At 64.2% G+C, this 6,765-nt stretch carries 7 protein-coding genes; 6 read left to right on the top strand and 1 reads right to left on the bottom strand.

Features of this window, described 5'->3' with window-relative positions:
- The 6 genes from cobA to EOC06_RS25595 form a co-directional block, all read left to right on the top strand.
- A partial coding sequence (gene cobA / locus EOC06_RS43490; RefSeq protein ID WP_245470061.1) for a uroporphyrinogen-III C-methyltransferase occupies positions 1-790 on the top strand: 790 nt, incomplete at its 5' end.
- On the top strand, positions 787-1,080 hold the full coding sequence (locus EOC06_RS25615; RefSeq protein ID WP_128309092.1) for a DUF2849 domain-containing protein: 294 nt from the start codon (positions 787-789) through the stop codon (positions 1,078-1,080). The genes cobA and EOC06_RS25615, both read left to right, overlap by 4 nt.
- A 43-nt stretch (positions 1,081-1,123) precedes the next feature.
- Positions 1,124-2,794, top strand: a complete 1,671-nt coding sequence (locus EOC06_RS25610; RefSeq protein ID WP_127272508.1) for a nitrite/sulfite reductase — start codon at positions 1,124-1,126, stop codon at positions 2,792-2,794.
- Positions 2,769-3,533: a phosphoadenylyl-sulfate reductase gene (locus EOC06_RS25605; RefSeq protein ID WP_127272509.1), complete on the top strand. Its 765-nt coding sequence runs from the start codon at positions 2,769-2,771 to the stop codon at positions 3,531-3,533. The genes EOC06_RS25610 and EOC06_RS25605 overlap by 26 nt, the downstream gene beginning before the upstream one ends.
- 172 nt (positions 3,534-3,705) lie before the next feature.
- Entirely contained in the window at positions 3,706-4,239 is a 534-nt protein-coding gene (locus tag EOC06_RS25600) for a DUF934 domain-containing protein (RefSeq protein ID WP_127271069.1), read from the top strand.
- A 97-nt stretch (positions 4,240-4,336) separates the two neighbouring features.
- Positions 4,337-5,941 (top strand): GMC family oxidoreductase, encoded by a 1,605-nt coding sequence (locus tag EOC06_RS25595; RefSeq protein ID WP_128309091.1) that lies wholly within the window; start codon positions 4,337-4,339, stop codon positions 5,939-5,941.
- 80 nt (positions 5,942-6,021) lie between these two features.
- Here EOC06_RS25595 and EOC06_RS25590 read toward each other — a convergent pair.
- Positions 6,022-6,765 (bottom strand): fatty acid desaturase (locus EOC06_RS25590; RefSeq protein WP_164898732.1); only part of this gene is annotated, 744 nt, incomplete at its 5' end.

The raw sequence follows: 6,765 nt of genomic DNA, 5'->3' as shown, positions 1-6,765 counted from the left end.
CGGTCACATCGCGCTGGTTGGCGCCGGTCCGGGCGCCGAGGATCTTTTGACCTTGCGGGCCCATCGTCTGCTGATGGAAGCCGATGTCATCGTCCATGACGCGCTGGTGCCCGAGGCGGTCGTTGCCATGGGTCGCCGCGATGCCGAGCGCCTGCCGGTCGGAAAGCGTAAGGGCTGCCACACCAAGAGCCAGGCTGAGATCAATGCGCTGCTGGTCGAGCTTGGCCGTGAAGGCAAGCGTGTCGTGCGGCTGAAGTCAGGCGATCCGCTGGTGTTCGGCCGGGCCGGCGAAGAGATGGCGGCACTTCGTGATGCCGGCATCGCCTATGAGGTGGTTCCGGGTGTCACCGCGGCCTTTGCCGCCGCCGCCGATTTCGAACTGCCGCTGACCTTGCGCGGTGTCTCCTCGTCGATGGTGTTCACCACCGGCCACGACCTCAAGGGCAATTCGCTGCCCGACTGGGCCAAGCTCGCCATTTCCGGCGCCACCGTCGCCGTTTATATGGGCCGCTCGGTGGCCGCCGAGGTTGCCGGACGGCTGATCGAGGCCGGTCTGTCGCCGGACACCGCGGTGGCCGTGGTCGAGAATGCCAGCCTCGCCAACCGGCGTCGCTTCCACGGCACGCTTGCCGACCTGCCGTCGCTGGAAGCGCGCGCCGATCTTTCCGGCCCGGTCATGACCATCATCGGCGATGCGGTCGCCGGCGCCAATTTTGAGCGATCCGAGCCGCTGGCGGCACACAGGCATGAAGGTGCTTCCAGTTCGGTCGCCGAAGGAGTTCAGCCATGAAGATACTGACCGCCAACCGCCTCACCGACGGCATTGCCGTCTGGTACGCCGATGGCGGCTGGGCCGAGACGGTGGACCATGCCGACCTCGCCCATGACAAGGCAGCCGAGGACAGGCTCGAGGCGATCGGCGCCAAGGCCTATGCCGCCGACGAAGTGGTCGACGTCAATTTGATCGACGCTGAAGTCGTCAACGGTGTCGTCCAACCGGTGCGGCTGCGCGAGAAGATCCGCGCCGCCGGCCCGACCATCCGCAACGATCTCGGCAAGCAGGCTGCGCGGGCAGCATAACCAAGACACCAGGCATGGGCGGACGCGCCCTGAAAGACCAAGCATGTACCGTTACGATGAGTTCGACCACGATTTTGTCCAGGCCCGCGTCGCCGAGTTCAGCGACCAGGTGCAGCGTCGTCTTGCCGGCGAGATCACCGAGGACCAGTTCCGGCCCTTGAGGCTGATGAACGGCGTCTATCTTCAACTGCATGCCTACATGCTGCGCATCGCGGTGCCTTACGGCACGCTGAACGGCAAGCAGTTGCGCATGCTTGGTCACATCGCCCGCAAATACGACAAGGGCTATGGCCATTTCACCACCCGCCAGAACATCCAGTTCAACTGGCCGGCGCTGTCGGACATTCCGGCGATCCTGGCGGATCTCGCGAGCGTTGAGATGCATGCCATCCAGACCAGCGGCAATTGCATCCGCAACGTCACCGCAGACCATTTCGCCGGCGCTGCCGCCGACGAAGTCGCCGATCCGCGTCCCTACGCGGAAATCCTGCGCCAGTGGTCGTCGGTGCATCCGGAATTCTCGTTCCTGCCGCGCAAGTTCAAGATCGCGGTGACGGGTGCCGAGCGCGACCGCGCCGCCATTCAGACCCACGACATCGGCCTGCACCTGAAGAAGAACGCCGCCGGCGAACTCGGTTTCGCCGTCTATATCGGCGGCGGCCAGGGCCGCACGCCGATGGTTGCCCGCAAGATCCGCGACTTCCTGCCGGAAGCCGACCTTCTGTCCTACTGCACGGCGATCCTGCGCGTTTACAACCTCTATGGCCGCCGCGACAACAAGTACAAGGCGCGCATCAAGATCCTCGTCCATGAGACCGGCGTCGAGGAGATCACCCGCCAGGTCGAGGCCGAGTGGCAGGAGTTGAAGGACGCCGAGCTGAAGCTGCCGGAAGCGGACATCCGCGCCATCGAGGCCTATTTCGCGCCACCGGTGCTCGCTGGGCGGCCGGAAGGCGACCAGGCGGTCAAGCTGGCGCGGCTCGATTCCAAGGGGTTCTCGGAGTGGCTCGACCAGAATGTCGTGACGCACCGCCATCCCGACTATGCGGCGGTGACGATCTCGCTGAAGGGCATCGGCGAGGTGCCCGGCGATGCCTCAGACAGCCAGATGGAAGCGATCGCCGACATCGCCGAGAAATATGGCTTTGACGAGCTGCGTGTCAGCCATGAGCAGAACCTGATCCTGCCGCATGTGGCCCGCGCCGACCTCAAGGCGGTCTATGATGCGCTGGTCGGCATCGGCCTGGCGACGGCCAATTCCAACCTGATATCGGACATCATCGCTTGCCCGGGCCTCGACTACTGTGCGCTGGCCACGGCGCGCTCGATCCCGATCGCGCAGGAAATCTCGCGCCGCTTCGCCTCGCTTGAGCGGCAGCGCGAGATCGGCGAACTGAAGCTGAAGATCTCCGGCTGCATCAACGCCTGCGGTCATCACCATGTCGGCCACATCGGCATCCTGGGCGTCGAGAAGAAGGGCTCCGAACTCTATCAGGTGACGCTGGGCGGCTCGGCAGACGAGAACACCTCGGTCGGCGAGATCATCGGCCGCGGCTTCTCGTCGGAAGAGATCACCGACGCCATCGAGCAGATTGTCGAGACCTATCTCGGCCTCCGGCTCGACCCGCAAGAGAAATTCATCGACGCCTACCGCCGAGTCGGTCCCGCGCCGTTCAAGGAGGCGCTCTATGCTGGCGAAGCCAAGGCCGCTTGACCGTATCGGAGACGTCGATGACGGCATCGCCGCCAAAGCGGCGGGGCTCGATGCGCTCTATGGTCATCTGAAGCCGATCGAGATCATCGAACGCTCGGCCCGCGAACTGTTCCTCGACGAGATCGCCGCGGTGTCGTCGTTCGGCGCGGATTCGGCTGTGCTGCTGCACATGATCGCCAAGATCGACCGGACGCTGCCGGTCATCTTCCTCGACACCGGCAAGCATTTCGAGGAGACGCTCGGCTATCGCGACGCGCTCGCCGCCGATTTCGGGCTGACCAACATAAGGGTGATCAAACCCGAGGAAGCAGCACTCGAACGGATCGACCCGACGGGCAATCTGCATCAGAGCAACACCGACGCCTGCTGCGACGTGCGCAAGGTGGAGCCGCTGGCGCGCGGTGTCGCGCCATTTCGTGCCTGGCTCACCGGCCGCAAGCGTTTTCAGGCCGCGACGCGGGCGGCGCTGCCGGTGTTCGAGGCGGTCGGTCCGCGTATCCGTATCAATCCGCTGGCGCATTGGACGACATCGGACCAGGCGGACTACATGCGCGCGCATGCGCTGCGCGAAAATCCGCTGGTCGCCTATGGCTATCTGTCGATCGGCTGCTTCCCGTGCACGCAGCCGGTGCAGCCGGGCGAGGACGCGCGCAGCGGCCGCTGGGCCGGTCACGCCAAGACCGAGTGCGGCATTCACCTGTCGGGGCTGGAGAAGTCGCTGACCGACGCATCCCTTTAGGATATGCTGATATTCAGGTTAGGCTGGCCTGCAAACGGCAGCTTCCTGCGCTTCCGGTGCTCACGTACTTCAAGTACGCTCCGCTCCGGTTCTCGGAAGCCGCCATTTTCGACTCAGCCTGACCTGAATCTCAACACATCCTTGGTTCGTTTGACTATTTAGGAACTTTTTGATGACTGAACCGACGACAGCGGAGACCCGACTCTGGACCCCTGCGGGTTTTCACGAGGATGAGTGGACGCATGCCGAAAGCGCCGATGCGCTGTCCGGCAACGGCCGCTTCATCCTGCCGTTGCAAGTCTTCCTCGATCTGGATCCGGAGGTGCGCCGCTCGGCCAAGGAACGGCTCGGCGTCCTGCTGCAGCCTGGTGATCAGCTCGAGAAGATTGCCGACCTGCTCGACCAGCTGTCGCTGGTGGCATTGGCCTTCCCGGCCTTCAGCGACGGCCGCTCCTTCTCCAAGGGAGAACTGCTGCGCGGCCGCTACCATTTCGAAGGTGCCGTTCGCGCCACGGGCCAGGTGCTGGTGGACCAACTGCCGCATATGCTGCGGCTAGGCTTCGACGAGTTCGAGATTTCCAATGCGGTGCTGTTGAAGCGCCTGGAGGAGGGCCGCACCGGCGGATTGGGGCTCTACTACCAGCCAGCCGCCGTGCCGGAACCAAAAGGCCCGAAATACTCCTGGCGGCGCGTTCGCAGCAGCTGACGTTGCGGTAATTCCGCGCGTCTTTACATCAGCCGTGTTCAGGCCTTCTCTTGATCATCCGGATGGAAAATCCGTGGACGATCGGGGAGGGGTCTTCATGCGTTACGACTATGTCATAGCCGGCGGTGGGTCCGCCGGCTGTGCGCTTGCCGCGCGGCTTTCGGAAGATCCATCGAAAACGGTCTGCCTGATCGAAGCTGGCGGCGAGGGCAGGGATATGCTGATCCGTGCTCCGGCTGGCATTATCGGCATGCTTTCCGGCCGGCCCAGGATCAACAACTGGGCCTTCGAGACCGTGCCGCAGCAAGGTCTTGGCGGCCGCAAGAGCTACCAGCCGCGCGGCAAGGCGCTGGGCGGCTCCAGCGCCATCAATGCAATGCTCTATGTCAGGGGCCATCGCAGCGACTATGACGAATGGGCAAATCTGGGCTGCGAGGGCTGGTCGTGGGATGAGGTTCTGCCCTATTTCCGGCGCGCCGAGGGCAATGAGCGCGGCACTGATGCCTTGCATGGCGGGGACGGCCCGCTGAAAGTGTCGAACCAGCGCTCGCCGAGGCCGATCGCCAAGGCCTTCATAGAGGCTTGTGCCGAAAACCAGATTCGCGCCTCGGACGATTTCAACGGACCGGAACAAGAGGGCGCCGGCTATTTCCAAGTGACCCAGTTTGCCGGTGGCGCCCGTAATGGCGAGCGCTGCTCGACTGCCGCCGCCTATCTCCATCCGGTGATGCAGCGGACCAATCTGACCGTGATCACGCGGGCGCACGCCACAGGCATCGTCCTTGCCGGCAAGCGCGCCACCGGCATCCGCTACCGGACGCGCAAAGGCGAGGCAGTGGCACAGGCGTCGCGCGAGGTGATCCTCTGCGGTGGTGCCTTCGGTTCGCCGCAGCTTCTGTTGCTGTCGGGTATCGGCCCGGCGGCCGAACTTGCCGTGCATGGCGTTCCCGTCGTCCACGAATTGCCGGGCGTCGGCAAGAACCTGCAGGACCACCTCGATTTTATCGTCGGCTGGAGATCGAAGGACACCGATATGCTCGGTATGAGCCCGCGCGGCGCGTGGGGTTTCCTCAGGCACATCGCGCAGTGGCGGCGGGATGGAACCGGGCTGATCGCCTCGCCGTCGGCCGAGAGCGGCGCTTTCGTCAAATCCGACCCGGCGCTTGAGCGCCCTGACCTGCAGCTGCAATTCGTCATCGGCTTGGTCGAAAACCATGCGCGCACGCTGCACTACGGTTTCGGCTTTTCCTGTCATGTCTGCATATTGCGGCCGCACTCGCGTGGCGAGGTTGGGCTGGCCAGCGCCGATCCACTTGCCGCGCCACGCATCGATCCGCGCTTTCTCGGCGACCAGCGCGATGCGGAACTGCTGCTGAAAGGCGTGAGGATCACCCGGCAGGTGCTGGCTTCGCCGGCGCTGACGCGCTACCGGCACAAGGAAATGCACATCGCCGGCGAGCCGAGCGATGCCGATCTGATGACCCATATCCGTACCCGCGCCGACACGGTCTATCACCCGGTCGGCTCCTGTCGGATGGGGGTCGACGAGATGGCGGTGGTCGATCCGCAACTCAAGGTGCGCGGGCTTGAAGCCTTGCGTATCGTGGACGCCTCGGTGATGCCGACACTGATTGGTGGCAACACCAATGCCCCAACCATCATGATCGCCGAAAAGGCCGCCGACATGATCAGGGCTGCCTGATCGGAGCTCCAGGCCGCGGCGCCTAGGGAAAACGTTACGCGCTTTCCCTGGAAAACCGTTCACACTTCTCCTGGAATTGCTTAAGCCGCCGCCTGTGCCTCGCGGAACGACACCAGCTTGCGGCGGTTTTCGTCCCACAATGCCAGTTTGACGCAGCGCAAGCTTTCGAGCAGCGTAACCCGTCCGATGTCGCGCAACTCGGGATAATCCCGCAGCACTTCCTGCAACCGGTAGCACGGCACCTTGGCCGAGAGGTGATGGACGTGATGGACACCGATGTTGCCGGTGAGCCAGTTCAGCACCGGCGGGAGATCGTAATACGACGATCCGTGCAAGGCGGCGTGCTGGAATTCCCAGTCGGCATCCTTCGCCCATTCCGTTTCCTCGAACTGGTGCTGGACGTAGAACAGCCAGATGCCGGCCGAACCGGCGAGGATGACGATCGGCAGGTGAACCACCAGGAAAGCGCCCGGGCCGACGAACCAGATAAGGACGGCTGCTGCGACCGCGATGCCAAGGTTGGTGGTCATCGACGACACCCAAGGGGTCAGGCCGCCGCGCATCATGCCGACGGGTAGCCTCTGCTCGAAGATGAAAAGCCAGATCGGACCGAGCCCGAACATCACCAGCGGATGGCGATAGAGACGATAGGCGAGGCGGCCCCGCCACGACATCTGCCGGTATTCTGCAACGGTCAGCGTCCGGATGTCGCCCATGCCGCGTTCGTCAAGATTGCCGGCGCTGGCGTGGTGCGTCGCGTGGGCGCGCCGCCAGCAATCGTAGGGCGTCAGCGTCAGGATGCCGAGCGCGCGGCCAATCCAGTC

The organism is Mesorhizobium sp. M7A.F.Ca.MR.362.00.0.0 (assembly GCF_004023175.1).
Lineage (GTDB): Bacteria > Pseudomonadota > Alphaproteobacteria > Rhizobiales > Rhizobiaceae > Mesorhizobium.
This window is presented reverse-complemented; position numbering and strand designations above follow the sequence as displayed.

Excerpts from the sequence above, each read along its gene's own strand:
- EOC06_RS25615 (WP_128309092.1), top strand. The coding sequence starts at position 787 with ATGAAGATACTGACCGCCAACCGCCTCACCGACGGCATTGCCGTCTGG.
- EOC06_RS25610 (WP_127272508.1), top strand. The coding sequence starts at position 1,124 with ATGTACCGTTACGATGAGTTCGACCACGATTTTGTCCAGGCCCGCGTC.
- EOC06_RS25605 (WP_127272509.1), top strand. The coding sequence starts at position 2,769 with ATGCTGGCGAAGCCAAGGCCGCTTGACCGTATCGGAGACGTCGATGAC.
- EOC06_RS25600 (WP_127271069.1), top strand. The coding sequence starts at position 3,706 with ATGACTGAACCGACGACAGCGGAGACCCGACTCTGGACCCCTGCGGGT.
- EOC06_RS25595 (WP_128309091.1), top strand. The coding sequence starts at position 4,337 with ATGCGTTACGACTATGTCATAGCCGGCGGTGGGTCCGCCGGCTGTGCG.